The organism is Hydrogenophaga flava NBRC 102514 (genome assembly GCF_001571145.1).
Classification (GTDB): Bacteria; Pseudomonadota; Gammaproteobacteria; order Burkholderiales; family Burkholderiaceae_C; genus Hydrogenophaga; species Hydrogenophaga flava.
Map to the genome: position 1 here is coordinate 114117 of NZ_BCTF01000014.1, position 26548 is coordinate 140664.

Below are 26548 nucleotides of genomic sequence, written 5' to 3' on the forward strand. Positions count from 1 at the left end.
GCATGGAATTTCTGCTGGCCACCGGCGTGGGCATGGTCACCGCCACCGGCATCTACCTCATGCTGCGCGGGCGCAGCTTCCCGGTCGTGCTGGGCCTGTCGCTGTTCGGTTACGCGGTCAACGTGTTCATCTTTCTGATGGGCCGGCTGTGGACCAATTCGGCCCCGGTGCTGGTGGGTGAGGGCCCGGTGGCCGACCCGCTGCCGCAGGCGCTGGTGCTCACCGCCATCGTGATCGGTTTTGCGACCACCGGCTTCGTGGTGGAACTGGCGCTGCGCAGCCGCCACGAAAGCGGCAGCGACCATGTGGACGGCCACGAGCCCGGAGGGCCGCGCGCATGACGGGTTCGATCTTTGACCTCTGGCTGCAGCACGCCCCTGTGCTGTCGGTCGTGCTGCCGATGCTGACGGCGGTGGTGCTGCTGCTGATCGGTGATGCCGGCGGCATGGCCGGGCAGGGCGGGGCGCACGACGACGCTGCGCTGCGCTGGCGCCGCCGCATCGCGCTGCTGTCCACCGCGCTGGGCCTGTTCATGGCCGTGGGCCTGGTGCAGCACGCGGCGCAAGGCGAGCTGCTGGTGTACCGCCTGGGCGAGTGGCCGGCGCCGTTCGGCATCGTCATGGTGGTGGACCGGCTCTCGGCCCTGATGGTGCTGCTGACCTACCTGGTCGCGCTGCCGGTGCTCTGGTACGCCGCCAGCGGCTGGGATTGCCGCGGCCGCTACTTCCACGCCATCTTCCAGTTCCAGCTGATGGGCCTGAGCGGCGCCTTCCTCACCGGCGACCTGTTCAACCTGTTCGTGTTCTTCGAGGTGCTGCTGATCGCGTCCTATGTGCTTCTGGTGCACGGCCAGGGGCGCGAGCGCTTTCGCATCGGCGTGCACTACGTGGTGCTCAACCTGGTCGCCTCGGGCCTGTTCCTGATCGGCCTGTCGCTGGTGTACGCCGCGACCGGCACGCTGAACATGGCCGACGTGGGCCGGCGCCTGGCTCTGCTGCAGGGCGACACCCTGCTGTTTGCGCAGGCCGCGGCGCTGGTGCTGCTGGTGGTGCTCGGCCTCAAGGCCGCCATGCTGCCGTTGTACTTCTGGCTGCCCGGCACCTACGCCGCGGCCAGCGCACCGGTGGCGGCGCTGTTCGCGATCATGACCAAGGTGGGGGTCTACAGCATCGTGCGGGTGCACTGGCAGCTGTTCGGGGCCGAGGCCGGCGGCGCCGCGCTGGCCGTTGCCGACTGGCTGCTGCCGCTGGCCCTGGCCACCAGCGCGCTGGGTGTGCTGGGCGCGCTGGCGGCGCACAGCCTGGGCCGGCTGGTGGCCTACCTCACCGTGTCCTCGGTGGGCACCATCCTGGCGGCGGTGGGGCTGTTCAGTCCGGCGACCTTGTCTGCCGCGCTGTACTACACGCTGCACAGCACCATCGTGGTGGCGGGCCTGTTCCTGCTAGTGGAGCTCATCGCAGCGCAGCGCGGCGAGGCGATCGACAAACTGCAGCCGGCGCACGCGGTGCGCGAGCCGGTGCTGCTGGGCGTGATGCTGCTGTTCGGCGCCGCCTCGGCCGCCGGCCTGCCGCCGCTGCCCGGCTTTCTGGGCAAGCTCATGGTGCTGCAGGCCAGCAGCGGCCTGGTGGCGCAGGCCTGGGTGTGGAGCGTGGTGCTGGGGGGGGGCTTCCTCACCATCGTCGGCCTGGCGCGCGCCGGCGTCATCGTGTTCTGGCACGTGCAGCCGGCGGTGGACAAGGGCGCGCCCGGCAGCAGCGCGAACCTGCGGGCGCCGGTCTGGGCCTTCATGGCACTGACGGTGGCGCTGGCCGTGCTGGCCGCACCGGTCAAACGCTACACCGACGCGGCCGCGGCGCAGCTGTCGGTCAACGCAGACTACGTGCGTGCCGTGCTCGGGCCGGACGCACCGCCCAGCACGCGCCCCTACGACGGCCAGCGCGCGGCACCCGCCCAGGAGAAACAGCCATGAAGTCCGACACCCTCGACCGCCGCGGCGGCTGGTTCGACCACCCGGTGCTGTCCCTGCTGCTGGCCGTCAGCTGGCTGGCGCTCTCGCGCAGCCTGGAGCCGGTGCACCTGCTCTCGGCCCTGCTGATCGGCCTGATCGTGCCGCGGCTGCTGCGCGGCCTGCTGCACGTGGGCAGCCCGATCCGCTGGGGCGCCGCGATCCGTCTGACCTGTGTGGTGCTGTGGGACATCGTCGTGTCCAACATCACCGTCGCCAGACTGGTGCTCGGGTCCATGAGCCGACCGCAGCCGGCCTGGCTGCGGGTGCCGCTGGCCTGTGAGCACCACCGCGTGAACGCGCTGTTTGCCAGCATCATCACCATGACCCCGGGCACCGTCTCGGCGGTGGTGGACGAAGCGGCGCACTGCATTTGGGTGCATGCGCTCAACTGCGACGACGCGCCTGGCATGGTGGCCGACATGAAGGCGCGCTACGAGGCGTCGCTGATGACGATCTTCCGGCTGGACGGGGAGGGCGCCACATGAACGTGCTGGATATCGCGCTGACAATCGGCATTGGCGCCGTCACCCTGACCCTGCTGCTGTGCGGCTGGCGACTGCTGCGCGGCCCTACCATCGCCGACCGCGTGCTGGCGCTGGACACGCTCTACCTGAGCCTGGTGGCGCTGGTGGTGCTGCTGGGTCTGCGCTGGCAGACGCCTTTGCTGTTCGAGGCTGCGCTGATCGTGGCGCTGCTGGGGTTTGTGGGCACGGTGGCGCTGGCGCGCCACCTCAACCGTGGCGACGTGGTGGAGTGAGTCGATGGAACTGAACTCGATCATCGAATGGGCGGCCGCGATCCTGATCGTGATCGGGGCCTTCTTCCTGCTGGTGGGCGCCATCGGCATGGTGCGTCTGCCCGACTTCTACATGCGCCTGCATGCGCCCACCAAGTCGTCCACCCTGGGCGTGGGCGGGGTGCTGCTGGCCTCGCTGCTTCTGGGCTGGGCGCAGGGGCGGCCTGGCCTTGCCGAGCTGCTGATCACGCTGTTCGTTTTCGTGACCGCGCCGGTGTCGGCGAACCTGCTGGCGCAGGCGGCGCTGCATCTTCGGTTGCCTTCGCGTGCAGAGGAGCCCGAGGATCTGCCGCCTTCGGTGCCTCCAGGGCGCTGAAGCCCAGCCCCTCCAGGTAGCTGTCCATCACCTGGGTGCCAACCTGGACCAGGTCGAAATCGCGCGGGTCGAGCAGCCAGTCGTCGAGCAAGCCGGTGAGGATGGCCTTGAGGCCCAGCGCCGCGCTGCACGACGGGATCGGCAGCCGCCAGTGCACTTCGGCAGCCGCGGCCTCGAACTGCTGGGCGAGGTAGACCAGGTATTCGTCGCGCCAGCGCAGCTTGCGCTCGCGCACGGCCAGCATCTCGCCGTTGTACTCGACCTGCTGGGTGGCGATTTCGAACACGCGGCGCGCCTGTTCGTCGGTGGCGGTCTTGTGCAGAGCCGTCAGCACCGACGTTCGCACCTGCTGCAGCGGCGCTTCCATTGCCCGGGCGGCGCAGGTCGACTGCTCCAGGGGCAGTGTCACGCGGTCCATCATGGCGTTGAACAGGTCGGCCTTGTCCTTGAAGTGCCAGTAGATGGCACCACGCGTGGTGCCGGCCGCGCTCGCGATCTCCTGCAGCGAGGTGCGCGAGACCCCGTTGGCCTGGAACAGCTGTTCGGCGGCATCGAGCAGGGCGGTGCGGGTGGCTTCGGCGTCGGCTTTGGTGCGGCGGACCATGGCTGTGTTCACAAAGAAAGAGACCCCACGAATATACATACATTCGTGTCTGTATGTATACTGCGACCCCTTCGGTAACGCTGGCATGCGCTTTGCGCAGGATGGCGTGTCCGTTCAGGTTCTGTCTTCATCTGCCGCCCATGAGGTTCTTCATGCCCGCTTCCACCCCTGTTTCTCCGACGCCGCCCGCGGCGCGCTCATTCTCCGGCGCGCGTCTGCGCCAGACCTTCCTGCTGCTGCCTCTGGTGGCGGCGCTGGCCGCCTGCGGCAAGGCCGACGCACCGCCCGCCGGTGGCGGCGCACCGGGAGGGGGCATGCCCGCGCCGGAAGTGGGCGTGGTCACCGTGCAGCCCGGCGATGTCGGTCTGCAGACCGAGCTGCCAGGCCGGCTGGAGGCCTCGCGCGTGGCACAGGTGCGGGCCCGCGCGGCCGGCATCCTGCAGCAGCGCCTGTTCAAGGAAGGCAGCGATGTGAAGGCCGGTCAGGCGCTGTTCCGCATCGATGCTGCGCCCTACCAGGCCACGCTGCAGAGCGCCCAGGCCAGCCTGGCCCGCGCCCAGGCGAACCTGGCCAGCACCACCGCGGTGGCCGAGCGCTACAAGCCGCTGGTGGCCGAGAACGCGATCAGCCAGCAGGAATACACCAACGCCGTGGCCGCCCAGAAGGCGGCCGAGGCCGATGTGGCCGCAGCCAAGGCCGCCGTGCAGACCGCCGGCATCAACCTGAACTACGCCAGCGTGACCGCGCCCATCTCGGGCCGCATCGGCCGCGCGCTGGTGACCGAAGGTGCGCTGGTCGGGCAGGGCGAGGCGACCGCGTTGGCGGTGATCCAGCAGGTCGACCCGCTGTACGTCAACTTCACCCAGTCGGCCACCGAGGCCATGCGCCTGAAGCGCGCCATGGAGGCCGGGCAGCTCAAGGGCGCTGGCGAGGGTGCAGCGGCGGTCCGCGTGGTGCTCGACGATGGCAGCGAACACGCCAAGCCAGGCAAGCTGCTGTTCTCCGACCTGACGGTCGATGCCGCCACCGGGCAGGTGACGCTGCGCGCCGAGGTGCCCAACCCGGGCGGCATGCTGCTGCCGGGCCTGTATGTGCGCGTGCGGCTGGAGCAGGCAGTGGCCGGTGATGCCATCACGCTGCCGCAGCAGGCAGTGACGCGCACGGCGCAGGGCGACTCGGTGTCGGTGGTCGGCGCGGACGGCAAGATCGAGAAGCGCCCTGTCAAGGTGGGCGGGCAGCAGGGTGGCCGCTGGGTCGTGCTCGATGGCCTGAAGGCCGGCGAACAGGTCATGGTCGACGGCTTCCAGAAGCTGCAGATGATGCCCCCGGGCACCCCGGTCAAGGCCGTGCCCTGGGCGCCGCCGGGCAGCCAGCCTGCCACTGCCGCCCCGGCCGCTCCGGCGGCGGATGCCAAGCCCGCTGCCGAGGCCAAGCCCGCCGCGGAACCCGCCAAGTAAGGAGCGCCCGACATGGCGAAATTCTTCATCGAGCGCCCCATCTTCGCGTGGGTGATCGCGCTCTTCATCATGGTGGCGGGCGCGGTGTCCATCACCCAGCTGCCGATTGCGCAGTACCCGCCGGTGGCACCGCCGTCCATCGTCATCAACGCCACCTACCCAGGTGCGTCGGCCAAGACGCTGGAAGACAGCGTGTTGTCCGTCATCGAACAGGAAATGAACGGCTCGCCGGGCCTGATCTACATGGAAGCCGTGGCCCAGGCCAACGGCACCGGCAGCATCACGCTGAGCTTTGAGCCCGGCACCAACGCCGACCTGGCGCAGGTGGATGTGCAGAACCGGCTCTCGCGCGCCACGCCCCGCCTGCCCGCGGCCGTGACGCAGCAGGGTGTGCGCGTCGACAAGTCGCGCAACAACTTCCTGCTGTTCGCGATCCTGACCAGCGACGACCCCGCCCTGGACCCGGTGGCCCTGGGCGACTACGCCTCGCGCAGTGTGGTGCCTGAAATTCAGCGCCTGCCCGGCGTGGGCCAGGCCCAGCTGTTCGGCACCGAACGCGCCATGCGCATCTGGATCGACCCGACCAAGCTGCTGGGCTTCAACCTCAGCGCGGCCGACGTGACCAACGCCATCCGCGCGCAGAACGCCCAGGTCTCGGCCGGTGAAATCGGCGCGCTGCCCAACGTGGCGGGCCAGAGCATCGCGGCCACCGTGGTGGTCAACGGCCAGCTCGCCAGCGTCGAGCAGTTCGGCAACATCGTGCTGCGCGCCAGCAGCGACGGCGCGACCGTGCGCCTGAAGGACGTGGCCCGCATCGAGCTTGGTGCCCAGGCCTACGCCACCTCGGCGCGCCTGAACGGCAAGCCCTCCACCGGCATCGGCGTGCAGCTGGCGCCCAGCGGCAATGCGCTGGCCACCGCGGAAGCCGTGCGTGCCCGCATGACCGAGCTTGAGAAGTTCTTCCCCAAGGGCATGAGCTGGACCATTCCCTACGACAGCTCCAAGTTCGTGAAGATCTCGATCCAGGAAGTGGCCAAGACCCTTCTGGAGGCCGTCGCCCTGGTGTTCCTGGTGATGCTGGTGTTCCTGCAGAACTGGCGCTACACGCTGATTCCCACGGTGGTGGTGCCGGTGGCGCTGCTCGGCACCTTCGCCGCGCTGCTGACCATGGGCTTCTCGATCAACGTGCTGACCATGTTCGGCATGGTGCTGGTGATCGGCATCGTGGTGGACGACGCCATCGTGGTGGTGGAGAACGTCGAGCGCATCATGAGCGAAGAAGGCCTGCCACCGCTGGAGGCCACGCGCAAGGCCATGGGCCAGATCTCGGGCGCCATCATCGGCGTGACTGTGGTGCTGATCTCGGTGTTCGTGCCGCTGGCCTTTTTCAGTGGCTCGGTGGGCAACATCTACCGCCAGTTCGCGGCGGTGATGGGGGTGTCCATCGCCTTTTCGGCCTTCATGGCGCTGTCGCTCACGCCCGCGCTGTGCGCCACGCTGCTCAAGCCGGTCGAGGCCGGGCACCACCACGAGAAGAAAGGCTTCTTCGGCTGGTTCAACCGCAGCTTCTCACGCACCGCCAAGCGCTACGAAGCCGGTGTCTCGCGCCTGCTGCCGCGCGCCGGCCGCACCATGCTGATCTATGTCGCCATCGTCGCGGCGGTGGCGGTGATCTATCAGCGCCTGCCGGGCTCCTTCCTGCCCAACGAAGACCAGGGCACGATGCTGGTGAACGTGCAGCTGCCGCCAGGTGCGACGCAGGAGCGCACGCTGGACGTGATGACGCAGGTCGAAGGCTTCGTGCTGCAGCAGCCGGAAGTGCAGAGCATGGTCAGCGTGCTGGGCTTCAGCTTCTCCGGCCAGGGCCAGAACGCCGCGCTTGCCTTCGTGACGCTCAAGGACTGGGCCGAGCGCACGGCGCCGGGCAGCGACGCGCAGTCCATCGCCGGCCGCGCCTTCGGTGCGCTGTCGGGCATCCGCGACGCCTTCATCTTCCCGCTGAGCCCGCCCCCCATCCCCGAGCTGGGTGCGTCCTCGGGCTTCAGCTTCCGCCTGCAGGACCGCGCTGGCCTGGGCCGCGATGCGCTGGTGGCTGCGCGCAACCAGATGCTGGGCATGGCCTCGCAGAGCAAGCTGCTGACCCAGGTGCGGCCGGATGGCCTGGAAGACGCGCCGCAGCTGCAGATCGACATCGACCGCGACCGCGCCAACGCGCTGGGCGTGGGCTTTGACAGCGTCAGCGCCGCCATCGGCACCGCGCTGGGCTCCAGCTACGTCAACGACTTCCCCAACGCTGGGCGCCTGCAGCGCGTGGTGGTGCAGGCCGATGCCACGGCCCGCATGCAGCCTGAAGACCTGCTGCGCATCAACGTGCTCAACAACAAGGGCCAGGCCGTGCCGCTGTCGGCTTTTGCCAGCACCCACTGGATCACCGGCCCGATGCAGACCGTGCGCTACAACGGCTACCCCGCCATGCGCATCAGCGGCAGCGCCGCGCCGGGCGTGAGCACCGGCCAGGCCATGGCCGAGATGGAGGCGCTGGCGGCCAAGCTGCCACAGGGCTTCGGCTTCGAATGGACCGGCCAGTCGCGGGAGGAAAAGCTCGCCGGCTCGCAGGCCATGATCCTCTACGCCTTCGCCATCCTGGCCGTGTTCCTCTGCCTGGCCGCGCTGTACGAGAGCTGGTCGATCCCCATGGCCGTGATCCTGGTGGTGCCGCTGGGCGTGCTGGGCGTGCTGCTGGCGACGCTGCTGCGCGGTTACGCCAACGACGTCTACTTCCAGGTGGGTCTGATCACCATCATCGGTCTGTCGGCCAAGAACGCTATCCTGATCATCGAGTTCGCCAAGGACATGCAGGCCCAGGGCCACAACGTGATCCAGGCCGCGCTGGCGGCGGCGCACATGCGCTTCCGTCCGATCGTGATGACCTCGATGGCCTTCACCCTGGGCGTGCTGCCGCTGTTCCTGGCCAGCGGGGCCGGCTCGGCCAGCCAGCGCGCCATCGGCACCGGCGTGATCGGCGGCATGCTGACCGGCACGGTGCTCGCGGTGGTCTTCGTTCCGATCTTCTTCGTGCTGGTCCGCACCTTCTTCAAGGACAGCGAGCGCCAGCAGCGCCTGCACGAGTCCGAGGCCCAACACCATGGGGTACACCATGTCTGACACCCGTTTCTTTTCCCTGGGCGCGCTGGCGGCAGCAGCCCTGATCGCCGGCTGCTCGATGACGCCCACGCTGGAGCGTCCCGCAGCCCCTGTCCCGGCCACCTTCCCGGGACAGCCGGCCTCGGTCACGGCCAGTGGCCCGGTGCAGGCCTGGGAGAGCTTCATCACCGACGCCCGCCTGCGCGAGCTGGTGGCGCTGGCCCTGAAGAACAACCGCGACCTGCGCGTGGCGACGCTGAACATCGAGCAGGTGCGCGCGCAATACCAGGTGCGCCGCGCCGACCAGGTGCCAACCGTCAACGCCTCGGTGGCCGGCAACCGCCAGCCCACCGCCAGCGGTGACATCAGCAGCACCTACACGGCGGGCCTGGCCATGGCCAGCTGGGAGCTGGACTTCTTCGGCCGTGTGGCCAGCCTGAAGGACGCCGCGCTAGCCCAGTTCCTCGCCAGCGAGGAAGCTCAGCGCGCGGTGCAGACCAGCCTGGTCGCCTCGGTGGCCAGCGGCTGGCTCAGCCTGCAGACCGATGAGGCGCTGCTGGCGCTGACCCAGCGCACCCTGGCCACGCGCGAGGATTCGCTGCGGCTGACCAAGCTTCGCTTTGACAACGGTGCCGCGTCCGCGCTGGACCTGCGCCAGGCGGAGTCCCTGACCGCGGCGGCGCGCGCAACGCTGGCGCAACAGCGCCGGACGATCGCGCAAGACCTCAATGCCCTGACCCTGCTGGTGGGGCAGGAGGTGCCGGCGAACCTGCTGCCCGGTGCGGGCGACGTGGCGCCGTTCCAGCCCGTGCCCGAGGGCCTGCCGTCGGAACTGCTGACCCGCCGCGCCGACATCCGGCAGGCCGAACAGCAGATGGTCGCTGCCAACGCCAACATCGGCGCTGCACGGGCCGCCTTCTTCCCGCGCATCTCGCTGACCGCCGGCATCGGCACCGTCAGCACCGAGCTCTCGGGTCTGTTCAAGGACGGGTCCTGGGGCTTCTCGCTGGCGCCTCAGGCCCTGTTGCCGATCTTCGACATGGGGCGCAACCAGGCCAACCTGGACTCGGCCAAGGCCGCGCGGGACATCGCCATCGCCCAGTACGAGAAGGCCATCCAGACCGCGTTCCGCGAGGTGGCCGATGCCCTGGCCGGGCGCGCCACGCTGGGCGAACAGCTGGCGGCCCAGGAGGCACAGGCGCAAGCCGAAACCGACCGTTTCCGCCTGGCCGAACTGCGCTACCGCAATGGCGTGGCGAGCTATCTCGATGTGCTGGACGCACAGCGCTCGTTGTTTGCCACTCAGCAGGCGCTGGCGCAGACACGGCTGGCGCAGCAGCAGAACCAGGTCGCCCTCTACAAGGCCCTGGGCGGGGGCTATTGATCAGGCAGTTCCGGCGCGAAGTGCCTGATCCAGCACCCACCGCGGAACCGGCTTTGCCGGGCCGCAGGTGGGGTCCCCCTGGGGGGGAAGCCGCGCAGCGGCGCAGGGGGGTCAGGTTTTCAAGGCGTAGAACTGGGCGATGTGGTCCCAGGCCGCCTGAGGGTCGTCGACCAGCTTGAACAGGTCCACGTCTTCGGGCGAAATCATTCCTTCCTCGACCAGCACGTCGAAGTGGATCAGGCGCTTCCAGTAGTCGCTGCCGAACAGCACGATGGGCACTGGTTTGGCCTTCTTGCATTGCACCAGGGTGATGACTTCGAACAGTTCGTCGAGTGTGCCGAAGCCGCCCGGGAAGGCCACCAACGCCTTCGCACGCATCATGAAGTGCATCTTGCGCAGCGCGAAGTAGTGGAACTTGAAGCTCAGTTCGGGTGAGATGAAGCGGTTGCCCGACTGCTCGTGTGGCAGGGCGATGTTCAGGCCGACGTTGGGGGCCTGCTCGTCGTGGGCACCGCGGTTGGCCGCTTCCATGATGCCGGGGCCGCCGCCGGTGCAGATGAACAGCTGGTCTTCCTTCGGGCAGCGGGCGCTGTAGCGCGCCACGATGCGGGCGAAATCGCGTGCTCGGTCATAGAAGTGGGCGTTGCGCAACAGCGCACGCGCCTTGGCGATGGCACGCGCATCGCCGCTGGCCTCGGCCAGTTCGAGCTGCTCCTGGGCCTCCGCAGGCTCGCGCACGCGCGCGCTGCCAAACACCACGATGGTGTTCTCGATGCCCAGGTCGTGTTGCGCCAGGTCGGGCTTGAGCAGTTCGAGCTGGAAGCGGATGCCGCGCGTTTCGCGGCGCAGCAGGAATTCGGGGTCTGCAAAGGCCAGGCGGTAGGCATCGGCCTGCAGGGTGTTGCCGCTGTTGGCGTGGGCCTGAAGGTCGGCCCATGCGTCGGCGATGCGGCGCTCGTTCAGGTACTGGTGCTGTTCCATGTCGGATTCCTTGTGGTGCGGGTCACATTCTGATCTCACAGCCCGATGGCCAGGGCCAGCGGCACGAAGACCACCGCCAGGGCGTTGCCCAGCATGATCATGGCGGCGACCTTGTCGGGCTCCTGGTGGTAGCGCTCGGCCAGCATGAACTGCATCACGGCCGGGGGCAGGGCGGCGAACAGCAGCAGCTGTCCGCGCGCCGCTCCCTCCAGTCCCAGAGCCCAAGCAAGAGGAATGGCGATGGCCAGGCCGAGCAGGGGGCGGGCCAGTGCACCCAGCAGACCGAGCGCCAGGCCGGCGCGGGTGAGCGAGGTCAGCCGAACGCCCAGGGCGAACAGCATCATGGGCAGCAGCGCATCCCCCAGCAGTTTCAGGCCGGACATCAGTACATCAGGCGGGCGGAGATCGGTGAGCGCGCTGGCAAACCCGAGCGCGGTGGCGATCATCAGGGGGCTGGTCAGCAGGTCGCGCGTGCGGGCCGAGGCGCTGGTGATGCGCGCGCCGATCGAGAAGTGGAACAGGTTGCTGACCGAAAACAGCGCGACCGCGGCACCGAAGTGCGCCGGGCCGAAGGCCAGCAGGGCCAGCGGCAGGCCCATGTTGCCGCAGTTGTTGAACATCACCACCGGCACCAGGGTGCGCGGCTGCGCGCCGAACACCAGCGCCAGCGGCCAGGCCAGCAGGCCGCTGCCCAGGATCAGCACCGTGCCACCGATCAGCAGCGGCACATGATCGGCCAGGCGGAAGTCCTTGGCCGCGAGAGCCGAGTACACCAGCACAGGCGCCAGCACGTCCAGCGCGATGCGGTTGAAGGCGGACAGGTCCGGCACCTTGCGGCGCGCGTAGCCGTAGCCGATCGCCACGATCAGGAAGACCGGGATGATGACGTCAGCGATGCGGGAGAGGAGGTCCATGGTGCAAGGGTAGCAACAACAAAAAAGGCTCCCTTGCGGGAGCCTTTCTGTGGGGCAGGAGCCCGATCAGACGCGCTTGCGGTATTCGCCGGTGCGCGTGTCGATTTCGATCTTGTCACCTTGTTCCACGAACAGCGGCACGGCCACTTCGAAACCGGTGGCGATCTTGGCGGGCTTGAGCACCTTGCCGGACGTGTCGCCCTTGACGGCGGGTTCGGTCCAGGTGATTTCGCGCACGATGCTGGTGGGCAGTTCGACCGAGATGGCCTTGCCTTCGTAGAACACCACTTCAACGGCCATGCCGTCTTCGAGGTAGTTCAGGGCATCGCCCATGTTTTCGGCTTCCACTTCGTACTGGTTGTACTCGGTGTCCATGCAGACGTACATCGGGTCGGCGAAGTAGGAGTAGGTGCACTCCTTCTTGTCCAGAATGATCTGGTCCATCTTGTCGTCGGCCTTGAAGACGACTTCGGTGCCGATGTTGCCCAGCAGGCCCTTGAGCTTCATGCGGACGGTGGCAGCGCCGCGGCCGCCGCGGGCGTACTCGGTGCGCAGGACGATCATGGGGTCCTTGCCGTGCATGATCACGTTGCCGGCGCGGATTTCTTGGGCGATTTTCATAGGGGTTCCAACAGTTGGGCCGCGGTTCCTTGTGCGGCGACGCTTCTAGCAAAGCCTTGAATTTTAACGCTTTCCAGTGACGAACCCGATCAGCTGGCCGATCAGGTCGGGCTGGGCTTGCAGGCGCTGCCGCGCCGCCAGCGCACAGGGCTGCCAGGTGTTCACCACGTCCCAGCCCGGCCAGACGGTGCCGGGGGCCGTGATGCCGTTCCAGGCGCGGTGGAAATCGCGCAGCGAGGGCGGTGCCTCCAGCCAGTCCAGGAACGCTTCCAGCTTGGCGTGGTGGGCGTTGTCGTGCTGCGGGTAGATGTGCCAGACAAAAGGCTTGCCGGTCCACAGGGCACGCACCAGCGAATCCTCGCCGCGCACGAAGTTCAGGTCGCAGGACCAGAGCAGGTGGTCGTAGTCGTGTTGGGTCAGGCGCTGCACGGTGTGCAGCCGGGCCTGACCGGTGTCCAGACCCCGGCCGCGCTCGGCTGCCACGGCGTCGGCGGCGCGGCCGGTGGTGACCAGCCAGTCGCTGGGCGCCTGCGCGCCCGCCTCCTGGAGCACGGCGCGCAGGGCAGGGGGCTCGTAGCAGAACAGGCTCGCCCTGGGGAGCCCGCTGACCGGCAGCGACTGCGACGCCAGCCAGGCGGCCGCGTCGAAGGCCGCCTGCCGTGCAGGCAGGTCCGCTTCGCGCAGCAGGCCACCCGTCCGTGGCGTGAAGCCCGGGTAGAAGAACCACTTGGTCAGGCCCTGCAGCGGCCCGGTCATGATGGGCGAGGGCAGGCGGTGGCAGCGCTCGACATAGGCCTCGGCGCTCATGTATTCCAGGTTCAGCCAGACCGGCGCCGCAGCGCCCTGTTGCACGCGCAAGGCCAGCTCATCGAGGCATTCATGCGCCGGATCACAGCCGAATGCCTCGATCCAGACATCGGCGGTGGTGCCGGCGCAGGCGGCCTGCAGCGGCTCCGTCCAGTGGATCACTTCGACCCCGTGGATGTGGCCCTCCCTGGCGCCGGGCACCATCCAGTCCAGATCGTCGGGCACGTCAATCCACAGACGCACGCGCTGCTGGCGCGCCGCCAGTCCCGCGCACAACCGCCAGCACACACCGATGTCGCCCAGGTTGTCGATGACCCGGCAGAAGATGTCCCATTGCATGCGCCGATTGTCCATGGCGGCGGATTCACAATACGGCCCCATGTCCAGTCCCGCACCCGACGCACCCCACTCCGAACAACTGCTGGCCGAAGTGGCGGCCCTGCCCGGGCTGCCGGGGGTGTACCGGTATTTCGACGCCCAGGACCAGCTGCTCTACGTGGGCAAGGCGCGCAACCTGAAGAAGCGTGTCAGCAGCTACTTCCAGAAGAACCACGACGGCACCCGCATCGGCCACATGGTCAGCCGCATCGTGCGCATGGAAACCACGGTGGTGCGCACCGAGGCGGAGGCGCTGCTGCTGGAAAACAACCTGATCAAGACGCTGAACCCCAAGTTCAACATCCTGTTCCGGGACGACAAGAGCTACCCCTACCTCAAGATCACCGGCACCCGCGAGACCTTCCGGACCGCCGGGACCAAACCCCTGCCGATGCTCGCGTTCCCGCGCATGGCCTATTACCGCGGCGTGGTCGACCGGCGACACAGCTACTACGGCCCGTACCCCAGCGCCTGGGCGGTCAAGGAAACCATCACGCTGCTGCAGAAGGTGTTCCGCCTGCGCACCTGCGAGGACACGGTGTTCGCCAACCGCACGCGCCCCTGCCTGCTCTACCAGATCAAGCGCTGCACCGGCCCCTGCGTGGACCTGATCGACACCGAAGCCTACGGGCGGGACGTGGCCGACGCCGAGCGCTTCCTGCGCGGCGAGACCCAGGAGGTGCTCGATGCGCTGCAGGCGCGCATGATGGCCCACGCCGACAAGCTGGAGTTCGAGCAGGCGGCCGAGATCCGCAACCAGATGAGTGCGCTCTCCCGCGTGCTGCAGCAGCAGGCGATGGACAACCTCTCGGACAAGGACGTCGACGTGCTGGCGGTGAAGGTGCTGGGCGGACGGGCCTGCGTGAACCTGGCCATGGTGCGCGGTGGCCGACACCTGGGCGACCGGCCGTACTTCCCGGCCCATGTGGAGGACGCAACCCAGATCGACGAGGCGCTGGAATCGGAAGCCGAGTCGCCGTCTTCCGCCGACCCGATGGAACGGGTGCACGTGCGGGTGCTGGAGGCCTTCATCGCACAGCACTACCTTGGGGCGGCGCTGCCGCACACGCTGGTGACGAGCCATGCCGTGAGCCGGACGCTGATGGAGGCCCTCACCGAACAGAACGGGGCCAAGGTGCACACGGTGCACCAGCCGCGCGAACACCGGCGCGCCTGGCTGGACATGGCGCAGAAGAATGCCGAGATCGCGCTGGCGCGCCTGCTGGCCGAAGAAGGATCGCAGCAGGCGCGCACGCGCGCGCTGGCCGAGGCGCTGGGGTTGCCCGACGACAACCTGGACGAGCTGCGCATCGAGTGCTTCGACATCTCGCACACGGCGGGCGAGTCGACCCAGGCGTCCTGTGTGGTGTTCGAGGCGCACAAGATGCAGAACAGCCAGTACCGCCGCTACAACATCGACGGCATCACACCCGGCGACGACTTCGCGGCCATGCGCCAGGTGCTGCTGCGGCGCTACGGCAAGATCGCCGAGGCGCTGCGGGCCGAGCAGGGCGTGGCGCAGGAGGCGCAGGCCGACGCGGTGGAAGCAAAGGCGCTCGCTGCCGACACCCCGGAACCCACGGCCGAGGCCGCCGGCGAGGCGCCCCGTGGGCCGCGCATGCCCGACCTGGTGCTGGTCGATGGCGGCAAGGGCCAGGTCAGCATGGCGCGCGAGGTGTTCCAGCAACTGGGGCTGGACCTGTCGCTGATCGTCGGTGTCGAGAAAGGCGAGGGGCGCAAGGTCGGGCTGGAGGAACTGGTGTTCGCCGACGGACGCGAGAAGGTCTATCTGGGCCATGATTCGGCGGCGCTGATGCTGGTGGCGCAGATTCGCGACGAGGCGCACCGCTTCGCCATCACCGGCATGCGGGCGCAGCGCGCCAAGGTGCGCACCGGAGGCAGCAAGCTGGAGGACATTCCCGGCGTCGGGCCGAAGAAGCGGGCGCGCCTGCTGCAGCGCTTCGGCGGCGTGCGCGGCGTGGCCGCCGCCAGCGTCGAGGACCTGAGCACCGTCGAGGGCATTTCGGCCGAGCTGGCCGACGCCATCTATAGGGCGCTGCACTGAAGGGCTGAGCCCTGGGCTGGCCTACTTGCTGGTGAAGAGGAAGCTGCCGTCCCATTCCGCCAGCGGCGGGTGGTCCAGGTAGCGGCGGCAGCGGCTGTGCAGCACCCGCGATGGCGGGTCGTCGGGGTAGCGCTCCAGCAGGGCCATGGCCGTGCCGAAGTCGCGCTGCTGGTAGAGGGCAAAGGCGGCCTCGTAGTCGGCCACCATGTCCAGCAGCCCTGGTGCCACCGCACCCTGGCGGCCCAGCAGCTCGTACACCCGGATCGGCCGGCTCTTGCCGTACGCCACCAGCTGGTCCACCAGGCGGGTCACGAACTGCGCCTGCACCCGCTGCTGCGTTTGTTCGGACAACAGGATCGAGGTGCCATAGAACTTGTTGGTGGCTTCCAGCCGGCTGACCAGGTTCACCTCGTCGCCGATCACCGTGTAACTCATGCGGTCGTCGGAGCCGATGTTGCCGACGATGGCTTCACCGGTGTTGATGCCGATCCGCGTCCTGAACACCACGCTGCGACCCTGGGCCTCCCAGTCAAGATTGAGCCGGGCAACGGCCTCCTGCACCGCCAGGGCCGCATCGCAGGCGCGCTGCGGATGGTCGGCCACCGGCTCGGGGGCGTTCCAGAAGGCCAGCACCGCGTCGCCGATGTACTGGTCGACCGTGGCGCCGGCACCCAGCAGGCGGCCGGAGACTGCGGTGAGGTACTCGCCCAGGTGGTGCACCAGCTCGTCCGGCGCAAGCCGCTCGCTGAGCGTCGTGAAGCCCTCCACGTCGGACATGAAGAAGGTCATCTCCTGCTGCGTGCCGCCGAGCTCGGCATCGACGCCCCGTGCGATGAGCCGCCGCACCATCTCGGCCGGCACGTACTTCTGGAACGACCGCAGGCCCGAACGCATGCTCTCCAGCTGCTCCACCATGCGGTTGATCTCGATCACCCGCGAGCGGATGGGGGGCGTGCTTTCCAGGTCGAACTGGCGCACCTTGCGCATGTCGCCCTCGAGCCGCGACAGGGGACGACGGATGCGGTGGGCCATCCAGTAGGCCACCGGCATCAACAGCAGCGCGAGCAGGGCGCAGGCGCCCCAGAGGGCGTACTGGTATTGCCGTTTCTGCTGGAGGATGCGGTCCGCCGACATGTCCAGCCCGAGCACGGCGTCCATGCTTCCGTCGGGCAGGTACAACGGCGCGTAGGCCGACATCCAGGTGCCCCAGTCGTCGGTGTAGAAGCGCTGCGTGACAAAGGCCTTGGCCGTGCCCTTGGGCGCAGACAGGGCGGCCCGCAGTTCCGGGCTTACGTCGGCGTAGACGTCGCCGAGTGCGCTGAAATCTTCCGGCTTTTCTTCGGCATCCACCACGAAGACCACCTGGCCGTCCTGTCGCAGGCGGGTGGTGTAGATGAAACGGATGTGGGTGCCGTGGTCCCGGATCTTGCGCAAGTGCTCCTGCAGGGCGCGGTAGTCCGGGCTGTCCTGGTCCTTCGGGGTCTGCAGGCGGTGGTGGGCCTGAACATCGATCTGCGTGGCGGCGACGGCCGCCAGGTCGGACATGCGCAGGCGGAATTCGTCCCGCACGAAGTCGCCCACCAGGGTGGCCGTGGCCAGCCCGATGACCAGGCTGACCAGCAGCGTGATGCCGGTGAACGCCGCAACGAGCGTGAACCGCAGGGTGAAGGTGCCCAAGCTCCGAGGCGCCGTGGGGGGAGGGGGAGGGGGCGACATGGAAGGCCAGTGTACAAAACCACCCCCATAATCTCGCCCATGTTCTTCAACCTTCCCACCCTGCTGACCTGGGCGCGCATCGTCGCCATTCCCCTGATCATCGGCGTGTTCTATCTGGAAGGTGTGAGCCCGGCGCAGCAGAACCTGATCGCCACGGTGATGTTCATCGTGTTCGCAGCCACCGACTGGGCCGACGGCTATCTGGCCCGCAAGCTCAACCAGACCTCGGCCTTCGGCGCCTTCCTCGACCCGGTGGCCGACAAGTTCCTGGTCTGCGCCTGCCTGCTGGTGCTGGTCCACCTGGAACGGGCCGATGTGTTTGTGGCGCTGATCATCATCGGCCGCGAAATCGCCATCTCGTCACTGCGCGAGTGGATGGCCATCATCGGTGCCACCAAGAGCGTTGCCGTGCACATGATCGGCAAGGTCAAGACCACGGTGCAGATGGTGGCGATCCCCTTCCTGCTGTTCCACGGCACGCTGTTCGGCGTGATCGACACCCACCTCTGGGGCACCTGGCTGATCTGGATTTCCGCGGTGCTGACCGTGTGGTCCATGGTGTATTACCTGCAGAAGGCGCTGCCCGAGATCCGCGCCCGCTCGCGCTGATGAGCCCCCGCGACAACGCATGGCTCCGTGCCATGCCCTGGGTGTTCGTGCTGATCTGGAGCACCGGCTTCATCGTGGCGCGCTACGGCATGCCGCACGCACCGCCGATGTCCTTTCTGGCGGTGCGCTATGCGCTCTCCATCCTCTGTTTCCTGCCCTGGATCGTGCTGGCCGGGGTGAAGTGGCCGTCCGACCGCCGGCAGGCCCTGCACCTGGCCGTCACCGGCGTGCTCATGCATGCGGGCTACCTGGGCGGCGTCTGGGCAGCGGTCAAGGCCGGCATGGGCTCCGGCCTGTCCTCGCTGATCGTCGGCATCCAGCCCGTGCTCACAGCGATCTGGCTGACCAGCGTGGGCGGGCACCATGTGTCGCGCCGCCAGTGGCTGGGCCTGCTGCTGGGCTTCGCAGGTCTGGTGCTGGTGGTTTCGCGCAAGTTCGGCGCCGGCGGGCCGGGTGACTCGGCCAACTGGCTGAACCTGTCGTTCGCGGTGATGGCCCTGTTCGCGATCACCGCGGGCACGCTGTATCAGAAGCGCTTCGTCCAGCCCTGCGACGTGCGCACCGCGAACACGGTCCAGCTTGCGGCGGCCCTGGTGGTGACGCTGCCGCTGGCGCTGCTGGAGACTGAGACCATGCGCTGGAACGCCGAACTGGCGGGCGCCATGGCCTGGTCCGTGCTCGGGCTGACGCTGGGGGGCAGTTCGCTGCTGTACATGCTGATCCAGCGTGGCGCGGCGGCGTCGGTGACCAGTCTGATGTACCTGGTGCCACCCTGCACGGCGCTGATCGCCTGGGTGCTGTTCGCCGAACCGATCACGGCGACGACGATCGCCGGCACCGCGCTCACCGCTTTCGGCGTGAGCCTGGTGGTGCGTCCTTCGCGCTGACCGGGCTGGTGGCCTGCTGGTGGCGCCAGGGCTCGTCCCGGAAGCGTTCCGCCAGGAAGTCCACCAGCAGCCGGATGCGCCGTGGCACCTGCACCCGGTAAGGCGCGATCCAGTGAATGTCCGCGTCGGGCACGCTCCATTCATCGAGCACCCGCACCAGCTCGCCGCGCTCCATCAGCGGTGCCACGTCCCACAGGCTGCGCAGCATGATGCCGTGGCCCGCCAGGCACCAGTCGCGCACCAGCTCGCCGGAGTTGCTCGACAGCGGTCCTCGCACCGGCGCGTGGACCCACTGGCGCTCGCCGCCCCTCTGAAGGCGCCAGTGGTCGAAGCGCAACTCGGCGCCGCTACCGTTCTCGCGGACCACCAGGCAGTCGTGCTGTGACAGCTCGTCCAGCGAGCGGGGTACACCGCGCCGGCGCAGGTAGGCCGGCGCAGCGACCAGCACACGCTGGTTGGTGGCGAGCTGCCGTTGGGTCCATTCGCCCGCGCGCTGCGCCGGTGCGTTCCACAACCAGATCGCCCCGTCCAGCCCCTCCGCCGTGAGGTCGGGCAGTTGTTCTGTCAGCTGCACCTGCACGTTGACCTTCGGATACAGGGACTGGAGCGACGCCAGCGCTGGTCCCAGCCAGGTGCGACCGAAGCCGAAGGTGGCCGCCAACCGGATCGGCCCGGACGGCTCGGCCTGGCGCTCGCGCAATTCCGCCTCGGCCGATTCAAAAGCGCGCAGCAGCTCCTGCGCACGTTCGCACAGCGTGTCGCCGTCGGCGGTCGGGCTCACGCGGCGGGTGGTGCGCTGGAACAGCCGGGTGCCCAGCCGGGCCTCCAGCGCCGCCAGGCGTTTGGTCACCACGGACGGCGCCACCTTCAGCGCCCGCGCGGCGGTGACAAGGCTGCCGTGGCGTCGGACGGCCAGCACCAGTTCCAGATCAGGACGGTCCAATTCTTTCTTTCATGGAAACAATGGGTGGACGAATTATTGTCATAAACAGCCGTAAGCTCGACACCACATTGCCACCACAGGAGCTTTCCATGTCATCAGTCCATCGCATCGCTGTCATCGCCGGGGACGGCATCGGTACCGAGGTCATGCCCGAGGGGTTGCGCGTCCTCGAAGCGGCCGCCACCAAGTTCGGCATCGGCCTGCAGTTCGACCACTTCGACTTCTCCAGCTGCGACTACTACGAGCGCCACGGCAAGATGCTGCCGGACGACTGGAAGGAGCAGATCGGGGGGCACGACGCGATCTACTTCGGTGCGGTGGGCTGGCCCGACAAGGTGCCCGACCACATTTCGCTCTGGGGGTCGCTGCTGATGTTCCGCCGCGAGTTCGACCAGTACGTCAATGTGCGGCCGGCCAGGCTGATGCCCGGCGTGCGGGCACCGGTGGTGCGGCGCGACGGCAGCCCGCGCGAACCCGGCGAGATCGACATGGTGATCGTGCGGGAGAACACCGAGGGTGAATACAGCAGCATCGGAGGCCGCATGTACGCAGGAACCGAGCGCGAGATCGTGGTGCAGGAGACGGTGATGTCCCGCGTCGGCGTGGACCGGGTGCTGCGCCACGCTTTCGAGGTCGCACGTTCCCGTCCGAAGAAGCACCTGACCAGTGCCACCAAGTCCAACGGCATCGCGATCACCATGCCCTACTGGGACGAGCGCGTGGAAGCCATGGCGAAGGAATATCCGGACGTGAAGGTGGACAAGTTCCACATCGACATCCTCACCGCGCACTTCGTGCAGCGCCCGGATTTCTTCGACGTCGTGGTGGGCAGCAACCTGTTTGGCGACATCCTCTCCGACCTGGGCCCCGCCTGCACCGGCACCATCGGCATTGCGCCGAGCGCCAACCTCAACCCCACGCGCCAGCATCCTTCCCTTTTCGAGCCCGTCCATGGTTCGGCGCCGGACATCGCGGGGCAGGGCATCGCCAACCCGATCGGCCAGATCTGGTGCGGCGCCATGATGCTGGACTTCCTGGGGCATCGCGAGGCCCACGACGCCATCATGCGATCGATAGAGACCTGTCTGGCGCCCGGCAGCGATGCGCCACGCACCCGCGACCTCGGGGGGCAGGCCAGCACCAGCGATCTCGGCAAGGCCATTGCGGCCATCGTTCAGGCGGGGTGATCCGGCCCGCGATGCGTGGCGTGGTGCGCGTCACGCGCGCGTCGCTGGGAGCCTATGGAAACCGCATAGAATCTCGCGGTTCTGGCGTTCGTTGGGGGTTTCAATGGCCTCTGTATTGACAGTGCAGCAGGCCAGTGGGTCTAATGAAGACGCGCATGGGCGGTGGCTTTTCCGTACCAATGCGACCTGTGACCCAACCAGAAACAGCAGGCTGTGGCGGCCGGTGCTTCACCACCACGCATTCGCCTGATGAGACGAACTTTTATTTCTTATAGAGGGGCTATTTGTGAACAAAACAGAACTCGTCGAGCACATCGCCAAGCACGCCGACATTTCCAAGGCTGCGGCCACCCGCGCACTCGATTCCACCATCACCGCCATCCGCACCACCCTGAAAAAGGGCGGCACGGTGTCCCTGGTGGGTTTCGGTTCGTTCGCTGTGACCAAACGTCCCGCTCGCAAGGGTCGCAATCCCCGCACCGGCGCTGAGATTAAAATCAAGGCCGCCAAGGTTCCGAAGTTCCGTCCGGGCAAGGCCCTCAAGGATGCTCTGAACTGAGCAGCCACAGGTATCCGGTGGGGTGCTTAGCTCAGTCGGTAGAGCGGCGCCCTTACAAGGCGTAGGTCGGCGGTTCGACCCCGTCAGCACCCACCACCATCAAGAAGGCGAACTCGGGTTCGCCTTTTTTGTTGTCGACACTCCGGTGTCGGCGTTTGTTTGAAGTAGCAGGATTCCAGGCATGTTCGACTCCATCCGCAATCACAAGAAGTACCTCATGGGCTTCCTGCTGATACTGATCATCCCGTCCTTCGTGCTGTTCGGTGTCCAGGGCTTCACCGACTTCAATCAGCGCGGTGAAGCCGTGGCGACCGTGGATGGTCACGACATCCGCAAGAGCGAATGGGACGAGGCGCATCGCAATGAGGCGCAGCGCCTGCGAGAGCAGATGCCCAACCTCGATGCCAAACTGCTCGACAGCGATGCCGCGCGCTACGCGACGCTGGAGCGTCTGGTGCGTGACCGCGTGCTGGCCGCCGCTGTGCAGAAGGATCACCTCTATACCAGCGACCAGCGCCTGGCGCGTGCGTTGCAGGAAGACCCCGGCATCGCCGCCCTGCGCAAGCCCGACGGTTCGCTGGATGTCGAGCGCTATGCGCAGATGGTCGCGCGCCAGGGGCTGACACCTGAAGGTTTCGAAGCCCGCATCCGCTCCGACCTGTCCATGCGTCAGGTGCTCGGTGGTGTGCAAGGCACCGGGTTCGCGCCCCCATCAGTGGCCCAGGTCTCGCTCAATGCGTTCTTCGAGCGCCGCGAAGTGCGCGTGCTGACGCTGGCCGCCAAGGACTTTGCGGCCAAAGTGGCGCCGACCGATGCCGAGATCGAGCAGTTCTACAAGGACAATCAGTCTCTGTTCCAGGCGCCCGAACAGATCGACGTCGAATACCTCGTGCTCGATGCCGCGGAGATCGCCAAGGGCCTGACGCTGAACGAAGAAGATCTGCGCGCCTACTACAAGGAGAATGTCGCCAAGCTCTCTGGTGACGAGGAGCGGCGCGCCAGCCACATTCTTCTCAACGCCGCAGCCAGCGCGCCCGCCGAGGAGCGCGAAAAGGTCAAGGCCAAGGCGCAGTCCTTGCTGGAGCAGGTGCGCAAGGCTCCGGAAACCTTCGCCGCCGTGGCCAAGGCCAACTCGCAGGACTCCGGGTCTGCATCCAAAGGTGGCGATCTCGAGTTTTTCGGCCGTGGTGCGATGGTCAAACCGTTTGAGGACGTGGTTTTTTCGCTCAAGAAGGGTGAGATTTCTGATCTGGTGGAAACCGAGTTCGGATACCACATCATCCAGCTCACCGACATCAAGGCTCCCCAGCAGAAGACGTTCGAGGAAATGCGTCCGCAGATCGAGGCCGATCTGAAGAAACAGCAGGCACAAAAGCGCTTCGCAGAGAGCGCGGACGGCTTCGGCAATACGGTCTACGAGCAGGCGGAAAGCCTCAAGCCTGCTGCAGACCAGTTCAAGCTTGCGATCAAGACCGCGAAAGGCCTGACGCGTCAGCCGGTGCCGGGCTCCGGGGTGCTGGCCAACGAGCGCCTTCTCTCGGCCCTGTTCGCTCCCGACTCCCTGCAGAACAAGCGCAACACCGAGGCCATCGAAACAGCCTCGGGCCAGATGACGGCGGCGCGGGTCGTGAACCACTCCCCGGCTCGCACGCTGCCACTGGCCGAAGTCCGCGACAGTGTGCGCGCTCGCCTGATCGCCCAGCGGTCCGCCCAGATGGCCAAGGAAGAGGGGGCCCGCAAGCTGGAGGCACTCAAGTCGGGCAGCGACACCACTGCGCTGCCTGCGTCTGTGGTCGTTTCTCGCGACAACCCGCAAGGTGTGTCCGGACAGGTCCTGAGGGCCGCGCTCAGCACCGATCCCAAACAGTTGCCGTCCTGGGCCGGTGTGGACCTGGGCGAGCAGGGCTATGCGATCGTGAAGGTGGAGAAGGTGCTGCCGCGTGCCACGCCATCTGCCCAGAACCAGGAAGTGCAGCAATACGCGCAGTGGTGGAACACCGCCGAGGCGCAGGCGCACTACGAACTGCTCAAGCAACGGTTCAAGGTCAAGATCCTGGTGCCCGAGCCAAAACAGTAAAGGTTCACGCTATAATGGCAGGCTTGCGGTGGCTGTAGCTCAGTTGGTAGAGTCCAGGATTGTGATTCCTGTTGTCGTGGGTTCGAGTCCCATCAGCCACCCCAGTGAATCAAGGAACCCCCGCTATCTATTTGATAGCGGGGGTTCGCTTTTGTTGTCGTGTAGCCACTGTGTAGCCGCCGGTACAGGGTTTTGCACGTTTAGGCAGTGCTTACAGATTAGCCCCACATACCCCGCACTGTGCATCGGCCACAAGGGCAGGCAGCTGCGTTTCAACCATGCCTGTCATGGTAGTCACTGCAGGCATTCAGAGTTCTTGTCCACCACCTGGGCTGCACGTCGGTGATAGCTTTCGCTGCATTGCGGTACTTCGTGAGCCGTTTGTACCTCAGGTGGTGTGATCGCTAAGGACGGCAGCGCCGGCGATGCTCCATGCGTACATCCAGATGCTGCGGCTAAAAAACGGCGCACATCCTTGGCCAGTTTTTCAGGGCCTGAGTGGGTGACAGGTGATCACGCATTCGCTCCGGTATGCGATGGTTGTACATGTCCGGGTTGTGCTTGAGCGCCGTCGCCAACTCCTCAGCGACTTGAAGCTCGTTCGACCATTGATTTCGCTCATCCGATCATTGAAGCGTTCAACCATGCCTTTGGTCAGTAGGTAATGGGGCAGGCACAACCGGTGCTCAATAGACAGTGAGCGCCTTGCGCCGACGGCTATCTGCCAATGGCTGACAGGTACGCTGATCCGGTTCCTTGCCGCACGTCCTGAAGCCGCGCAGGCGCCACCGCGCCGGGACACGCTACGACACGCCGACCGCATGGTGATTTGGTACTCTGGAGCGCGGCCAAAGCCAAGTCAGCTTCTGCTAGCTGTGGAATGCTAAGGGCGTCCTCGGCGATGCGGCACAGTCCTGCGTGCGGCGGTCGAAACATGCGTCAGCGGCTTCGGCTTGGGGACTGCAGAGGCTGCGACAAGCTGATTGATAGCTGCTGGATCTCTCAACAGCGCCTCCAAATACTTGGCTTCGATGGAGTTGGCCAAGCCCGTCCACTCCTGTACGGTATTGAACCGCGCCAAGGAATCATGGGGGCAGGCTGGTTTAAGTCAGGCCGGTGTTGCGGCCTGATTGGCGAGTTGCCGGTAGTAGTTTGCCTCAGCCTCGGCGGGTGGGATGTAGCCGACAGGTTCGAGCAGTCGGTGGTGGTTGAACCATGACACCCTTTCGAGAGTGGCCAGCTCCACCGATTCCTTTGTCTTCCAAGGAGCTCGGCGGTGGATCAATTCGGCTTTGTACAGCCCGTTGATCGTCTCGGCCTGCGCGTTGTCGTAGCTGTCGCCCTTGCTGCCCACTGCGGGCTCGATACCGACCTCGGCCAGTCGCTCGGTGTAGCGGATGCTGACGTACTGAGACCCCCTGTCGGAGTGACAGACCAGGCTGCCATCACGCTCAGGCTGACGGGCGTAAAGCGCCTGCTCCAGGGCATCGAGCACGAAGTCCGTGCGCATCGAACTGCTCACCCGCCAGCCCACGATGCGCCGCGCGTACACGTCGATCACAAAGGCCATGTACGGCCAGCCTTGCCAGGTCGAGACGTAGGTGAAGTCCGAGACCCAGAGCTGGTTGCGTCAGAAGGCGGCTGGTACAGGGATTCCGAACTTTTTACATCATCCATTCAGGGGATGTGTGGCGCACGCCCACCATGTAACCATGCGTACTCTAAAGTTTTACATGTGGAGGCACCTATGGACGCGATGGTCTTGTCGGTTGAAACGGTGATCTTCAATCAAACGAAGAGCCTGCCCCCCTTGATGCTTTTGCATGCAAGGGGGACGGTCAATACAGGTGGCTGGACAAACGGGCGGCTTTCCCCGCACGTCTACGTCACCCCGCCTGCAGATGGCATCTGGGACTTTTCGTTCATCGCGGCCATGCCAACCGGACCATCAATTCAAGTCTGCTCGACCATTGAGTCCGAGGTCTTGATGCTTTCGGCGCCAGCATGGTGCAAGGGAGTACGGGTGCACGCATCCGTCAACTCCATCGAGACTTCGACTGCGATGCCAGAGCTTGTTCCAGCTAGTCTCGTTTCAATGAACTGGGTGCCATACCCATGGGGGGCTGAAACTCAAGGATCCAACAGCAATGATGCTCAGAACGTTGTGACTGCGGTCGGCATCGCGTTTCCCTGGGCAGGGTCTTAGCCTGAAAAAGGGAGAGAAGCTATGGCCTCCGTTGAGCAGACCTTGTTGTACGCCTTCTTGATCTCAGCTTTTCTAGGCGCGTTTGGACAGAGCCTGCGGGCCGTTGCCGGTCTGAAGAAGCAGTCAGATGAGGCCGCCGCAGAAGGGAAGTCTCTTGCAGATGTCTTCAGCGGCAAAACGCTTGGAATCTCGATTTTCATCGGCGCGGTAGCTGGCGTCACAGGTTTTCTCGGGCTGAAGTTCGGGTCGGGAGAGGCCGATTTCAGCAAGGGTACGACCCTCCTGGGTGTTATCGCTGCAGGCTATGCCGGCACTGACTTCATTGAAGCGTTCGCAAAAAAGTATCTGCCGAAATAAAACGGGCAGTACTTGGTTCTCGCTCGTGTGCAAGTGTTGTTGGTCTCGCAAACCGCCAATGATTAGGGCGAAGCAAGCTTCTTGATCCAGCCTGAATATCACAACCCACGGAGGTTCAAGTATGAACAGGAACTTTTTCAGCGCATCAATCGCCCTCATTGCCATCGTTCTCACCACTACAGCTAGGGCACAAACGACTGAGCTTTGTTCCTGTACTGGGAGAGGTGGGGCAAACGGTGTCACCCTTTGGGGGCCAAAAGGTGAGCCTTGTGGCGGCATGATACAAGGCGACACCCGACCTTGGGGTACTTACTCAAACTCATGCGTGACAGTCGAAAAGATTGGCAAGTGCGCTGGCGAGGGTGGTGTCAAGGATTTGGAGCTTTGGGGGCCACCGGGTAACGTCCGTGGTGGCCTGTGGGAAAACAAGGACAAATACACCGTTGGTCAGCGCAACGCTAAGGATGTGCGCCTCTGCTCGTGCAAAGGCAAGGGCGGAGTCGACGGTGTTGCTCTCTGGGGTCCTGAAGGA

General features: G+C 66.4%; 22 protein-coding genes, 2 tRNA genes and 2 pseudogenes. 18 read left to right on the plus strand and 8 right to left on the minus strand.

Translation table 11 applies throughout. The annotated features are described in order from the left end of the window. The first annotated feature begins 2 nt into the window (after window positions 1-2). The 5 genes and pseudogenes from HFL01S_RS13630 to mnhG form a co-directional block, all read left to right on the plus strand. Complete coding sequence (locus tag HFL01S_RS13630; protein ID WP_218008631.1) at window positions 3-341, plus strand: Na+/H+ antiporter subunit C; 339 nt, start codon at window positions 3-5, stop codon at window positions 339-341. Next, entirely contained in the window at window positions 338-1969 is a 1632-nt protein-coding gene (locus tag HFL01S_RS13635; RefSeq protein ID WP_084383299.1) for a monovalent cation/H+ antiporter subunit D, read from the plus strand. Before HFL01S_RS13630 ends, HFL01S_RS13635 begins: the two co-directional genes overlap by 4 nt. Then, the gene (locus HFL01S_RS13640; RefSeq protein ID WP_066259353.1) at window positions 1966-2493 is read left to right on the plus strand and encodes a Na+/H+ antiporter subunit E; all 528 of its coding nucleotides are present in this window, start codon (window positions 1966-1968) and stop codon (window positions 2491-2493) included. Before HFL01S_RS13635 ends, HFL01S_RS13640 begins: the two co-directional genes overlap by 4 nt. Further along, on the plus strand, window positions 2490-2765 hold the full coding sequence (locus HFL01S_RS13645) for a K+/H+ antiporter subunit F (RefSeq protein WP_066259356.1): 276 nt from the start codon (window positions 2490-2492) through the stop codon (window positions 2763-2765). Before HFL01S_RS13640 ends, HFL01S_RS13645 begins: the two co-directional genes overlap by 4 nt. Before the next feature lie 4 nt (window positions 2766-2769). Next, window positions 2770-3027: pseudogene (gene mnhG, locus HFL01S_RS25720) on the plus strand (monovalent cation/H(+) antiporter subunit G); the annotation flags it as partial. Here the strand turns inward: mnhG and HFL01S_RS13655 are convergent. Further along, complete coding sequence (locus HFL01S_RS13655) at window positions 2990-3724, minus strand: TetR family transcriptional regulator (protein ID WP_218008630.1); 735 nt, start codon at window positions 3722-3724, stop codon at window positions 2990-2992. The pseudogene mnhG and the gene HFL01S_RS13655 overlap by 38 nt on opposite strands. A 152-nt stretch (window positions 3725-3876) precedes the next feature. Here HFL01S_RS13655 and HFL01S_RS13660 point away from each other — a divergent pair, with 152 nt between their 5' ends. The 3 genes from HFL01S_RS13660 to HFL01S_RS13670 are packed head-to-tail and all read left to right on the plus strand — an operon-like array spanning window position 3877 to window position 9709. Next, a complete protein-coding gene (locus HFL01S_RS13660; protein ID WP_084383300.1) occupies window positions 3877-5181 on the plus strand; it encodes an efflux RND transporter periplasmic adaptor subunit in 1305 nt (434 codons plus the stop codon). Window positions 5182-5193: 12 nt separating this feature from the next. Continuing rightward, the gene (locus HFL01S_RS13665; RefSeq protein ID WP_066259363.1) at window positions 5194-8346 is read left to right on the plus strand and encodes an efflux RND transporter permease subunit; all 3153 of its coding nucleotides are present in this window, start codon (window positions 5194-5196) and stop codon (window positions 8344-8346) included. Beyond that, complete coding sequence (locus HFL01S_RS13670) at window positions 8339-9709, plus strand: efflux transporter outer membrane subunit (protein ID WP_066259428.1); 1371 nt, start codon at window positions 8339-8341, stop codon at window positions 9707-9709. Before HFL01S_RS13665 ends, HFL01S_RS13670 begins: the two co-directional genes overlap by 8 nt. Before the next feature lie 111 nt (window positions 9710-9820). Here the strand turns inward: HFL01S_RS13670 and HFL01S_RS13675 are convergent, their stop codons facing one another. The 4 genes from HFL01S_RS13675 to earP form a co-directional block, all read right to left on the minus strand. Then, entirely contained in the window at window positions 9821-10690 is an 870-nt protein-coding gene (locus HFL01S_RS13675) for an LOG family protein (RefSeq protein WP_066259364.1), read from the minus strand. A 35-nt stretch (window positions 10691-10725) separates the two neighbouring features. Further along, entirely contained in the window at window positions 10726-11604 is an 879-nt protein-coding gene (locus HFL01S_RS13680) for an AEC family transporter (protein ID WP_066259367.1), read from the minus strand. A gap of 66 nt (window positions 11605-11670) precedes the next feature. Continuing rightward, entirely contained in the window at window positions 11671-12225 is a 555-nt protein-coding gene (gene efp / locus HFL01S_RS13685; protein ID WP_066158929.1) for an elongation factor P, read from the minus strand. A 63-nt stretch (window positions 12226-12288) separates the two neighbouring features. Next, window positions 12289-13371, minus strand: coding sequence for an elongation factor P maturation arginine rhamnosyltransferase EarP (gene earP, locus HFL01S_RS13690; protein ID WP_157538869.1), 1083 nt, complete (start codon window positions 13369-13371; stop codon window positions 12289-12291). A 40-nt stretch (window positions 13372-13411) separates the two neighbouring features. Here earP and uvrC point away from each other — a divergent pair, with 40 nt between their 5' ends. Beyond that, window positions 13412-15475 carry an excinuclease ABC subunit UvrC gene (gene uvrC, locus HFL01S_RS13695; RefSeq protein ID WP_066259432.1) on the plus strand — a complete coding sequence of 688 codons (2064 nt, stop codon included), beginning with the start codon at window positions 13412-13414 and terminating at the stop codon, window positions 15473-15475. A 21-nt stretch (window positions 15476-15496) separates the two neighbouring features. Here uvrC and HFL01S_RS13700 read toward each other — a convergent pair whose 3' ends face one another. After that, window positions 15497-17152, minus strand: a complete 1656-nt coding sequence (locus HFL01S_RS13700) for an adenylate/guanylate cyclase domain-containing protein (protein WP_066259372.1) — start codon at window positions 17150-17152, stop codon at window positions 15497-15499. A 78-nt stretch (window positions 17153-17230) separates the two neighbouring features. Here HFL01S_RS13700 and pgsA point away from each other — a divergent pair, with 78 nt between their 5' ends. Together pgsA and HFL01S_RS13710 are read left to right on the plus strand one after the other, a co-directional pair. Further along, window positions 17231-17800: a CDP-diacylglycerol--glycerol-3-phosphate 3-phosphatidyltransferase gene (gene pgsA / locus HFL01S_RS13705; RefSeq protein WP_066259373.1), complete on the plus strand. Its 570-nt coding sequence runs from the start codon at window positions 17231-17233 to the stop codon at window positions 17798-17800. Continuing rightward, window positions 17800-18687: a DMT family transporter gene (locus HFL01S_RS13710; RefSeq protein ID WP_066259375.1), complete on the plus strand. Its 888-nt coding sequence runs from the start codon at window positions 17800-17802 to the stop codon at window positions 18685-18687. The genes pgsA and HFL01S_RS13710 overlap by 1 nt, the downstream gene beginning before the upstream one ends. Here the strand turns inward: HFL01S_RS13710 and HFL01S_RS13715 are convergent. Then, on the minus strand, window positions 18644-19630 hold the full coding sequence (locus HFL01S_RS13715; RefSeq protein ID WP_066259378.1) for a LysR family transcriptional regulator: 987 nt from the start codon (window positions 19628-19630) through the stop codon (window positions 18644-18646). The two genes, HFL01S_RS13710 and HFL01S_RS13715, sit on opposite strands and share 44 nt — an antisense overlap. An 89-nt stretch (window positions 19631-19719) precedes the next feature. On the opposite strand from HFL01S_RS13715, the gene HFL01S_RS13720 reads away from it, so the two are divergent. The 5 genes from HFL01S_RS13720 to HFL01S_RS13740 all read left to right on the plus strand — a co-directional run bounded on the left by HFL01S_RS13720 (window position 19720) and on the right by HFL01S_RS13740 (window position 23557). Next, window positions 19720-20817 (plus strand): tartrate dehydrogenase, encoded by a 1098-nt coding sequence (locus tag HFL01S_RS13720; RefSeq protein ID WP_066259382.1) that lies wholly within the window; start codon window positions 19720-19722, stop codon window positions 20815-20817. Between the two features lie 286 nt (window positions 20818-21103). Beyond that, window positions 21104-21376, plus strand: a complete 273-nt coding sequence (locus HFL01S_RS13725; RefSeq protein ID WP_066158910.1) for an HU family DNA-binding protein — start codon at window positions 21104-21106, stop codon at window positions 21374-21376. Window positions 21377-21396: 20 nt separating this feature from the next. Further along, window positions 21397-21472 (plus strand) — tRNA-Val (locus HFL01S_RS13730). A gap of 85 nt (window positions 21473-21557) precedes the next feature. Next, the gene (locus tag HFL01S_RS13735; RefSeq protein ID WP_066259384.1) at window positions 21558-23453 is read left to right on the plus strand and encodes a SurA N-terminal domain-containing protein; all 1896 of its coding nucleotides are present in this window, start codon (window positions 21558-21560) and stop codon (window positions 23451-23453) included. Window positions 23454-23481: 28 nt separating this feature from the next. Beyond that, window positions 23482-23557, plus strand: a tRNA-His gene (locus tag HFL01S_RS13740). Between the two features lie 1004 nt (window positions 23558-24561). Here the strand turns inward: HFL01S_RS13740 and HFL01S_RS13745 are convergent. Then, a pseudogene (locus HFL01S_RS13745) lies at window positions 24562-25080 on the minus strand (IS3 family transposase); the annotation flags it as partial. Between the two features lie 120 nt (window positions 25081-25200). On the opposite strand from HFL01S_RS13745, the gene HFL01S_RS25095 reads away from it, so the two are divergent. Then, window positions 25201-25659 carry a hypothetical protein gene (locus tag HFL01S_RS25095; RefSeq protein ID WP_157538870.1) on the plus strand — a complete coding sequence of 153 codons (459 nt, stop codon included), beginning with the start codon at window positions 25201-25203 and terminating at the stop codon, window positions 25657-25659. A gap of 21 nt (window positions 25660-25680) precedes the next feature. Further along, window positions 25681-26016 (plus strand): hypothetical protein, encoded by a 336-nt coding sequence (locus tag HFL01S_RS13750; RefSeq protein ID WP_066259386.1) that lies wholly within the window; start codon window positions 25681-25683, stop codon window positions 26014-26016. Window positions 26017-26548: the final 532 nt, after the last annotated feature.